The 1,611-nt window shown below is 64.5% G+C and carries 3 protein-coding genes; all 3 read right to left on the bottom strand.

The genetic code is table 11. The annotated features are described in order from the left end of the window. Positions 1 to 222: triose-phosphate isomerase (locus tag PGX04_RS28445; RefSeq protein WP_273741560.1), on the bottom strand; the 222-nt coding region annotated here is incomplete at its 3' end. Between the two features lie 76 nt (positions 223 to 298). After that, complete coding sequence (locus tag PGX04_RS28440; protein WP_273741559.1) at positions 299 to 841, bottom strand: multiprotein bridging factor aMBF1; 543 nt, start codon at positions 839 to 841, stop codon at positions 299 to 301. Between the two features lie 81 nt (positions 842 to 922). Continuing rightward, positions 923 to 1,540, bottom strand: a complete 618-nt coding sequence (locus PGX04_RS28435; RefSeq protein WP_273741561.1) for a CDP-alcohol phosphatidyltransferase family protein — start codon at positions 1,538 to 1,540, stop codon at positions 923 to 925. Between the last annotated feature and the right edge of the window lie 71 nt (positions 1,541 to 1,611).

The raw sequence follows: 1,611 nt of genomic DNA, 5'->3' as shown, positions 1-1,611 counted from the left end.
GGCGACGCTCTCGGCGAGCGTCTGCCCGGTGTTGCTCCCGTGTTCGATCGAGTCGACGTGCTGGGCCCACGTCTCCGCGCCCGTTTCCGCGACCCGCTCGAGGTGGGTCGCCTGTGGCGCGACGGCAAGCCGGGCGTCAGTGGTCTCGTCGACGTCACGGACGGCTTCTGCGACGGCGATCGGATCGCACGGATATGTCTTCAGGTTAACGAGGACGAACATATCGGCAACCCCACCCGCCCGAAAGAAATAGCTTGCGAGTCCGCGACGCTATCGAGAGCGGAAGCGAGGACCCGCTTCAGTCCTTGCGCTTGACGACGTCGCCCAGCGTGTAACTCCCCGTCGAGGAGCCGCCGGACCACTCCGAGTCCTCACCGGAACTTCCCTCGGCGTTCAGATCGATCTCGAGGAAGTTCTCGAGTTTCGTCTGGACGCGATCGCTCGGGAGGGTGTCGCCGCGCTCGATCTTGCGAATCAGGCTGGCCTTCTCGTTGAGTTCGTTCGCGAGATCGGACTGGCTCAGTCCGTTGTTTTCACGAGCGTTGCGGACTCGCTCGTCGTAATCGGTCGCCAGTTCGTCCATGTCGTCGAACATGTCCGACCGGCGCTGACTCGAGCCGCCCGAACTCGAGGAACTCGCGCTCGAGCCGGTGGACTGGCCACCACTCGACGAGGACGAACTCGAGCTGGTCGAGTACTTCGTCGACGAACCCGAACTCGAGGTCTGTTTGACTTCAGTGCCGAAGTCCGTGCAGTCCGAACACACGTCTAGCTTCGCGCCCTCGACTTTGATGGTTTTCGGGGACGACGTCTCGGCCCCACACATCTCGCACTGAACCATGTCAGTCCCTATATCGCGGTGAGGGATAAAGGATGCGACGCGGTTCCATCCAGTCAGACCCCGTTCAGCGGGTTGAAACGACTATCGCTCGAGGGCGATCCACGAGTAGTAAAATCGCTGCAATGCCGTCAGATGGCCGACGACCGCGAGGAAGACGAGCAGCAAGCCGACGAGGGTGAAATCGCCGACGATCGGCCCGGAGAGCGGATAGGCGAGGTAACCGACGACACCGATGATCGCCAGTCGGTCGGCCCGGCCGACGAGTCCGCCGTAGACCCGGTCGAGGCCGACGGCCTGGGCCTGCGTTCCGAGGTAGGAGGTCATCACGACGCCCGTGACGGCGGCGAAACCGAGCAGGTAGTCCTCGAGCCCCGCGGCCAGCCCTGCGATGACGACGATGTCCGCGTACCGATCGAGAACGTGATCCAGCAGGTCCCCGCCGGCCGAGGCGACCTCCTGTTCGCGTGCGAGCGCACCGTCGACGATATCGAGCCAGCCGTTGAGAAAGACCAGCGTCGCCGCGACGGCGTACCATATCGGATCCTCGAGCCCGCCGAGTGCGAACGCCACCGCGGCCAGGATCGCCATCCCGAACGCGACCACGCTCACGCCGTTGGGCGTCATTCCGACGCGGTCGAACCCCTTGACGAACGGCTCGAGGAATCGGGAGACGTACGGACGGAACTTGTCGAGCGTCATGTCAGGTACCCCATGTAGTCGACCTCGCCGGCGCTCGGCTCGCGCTCGCCCGCTGCGACCGCCGCGAGGTC

The sequence above is a fragment of the Natrinema soli genome, from assembly GCF_028618695.1.
This window is presented reverse-complemented; position numbering and strand designations above follow the sequence as displayed.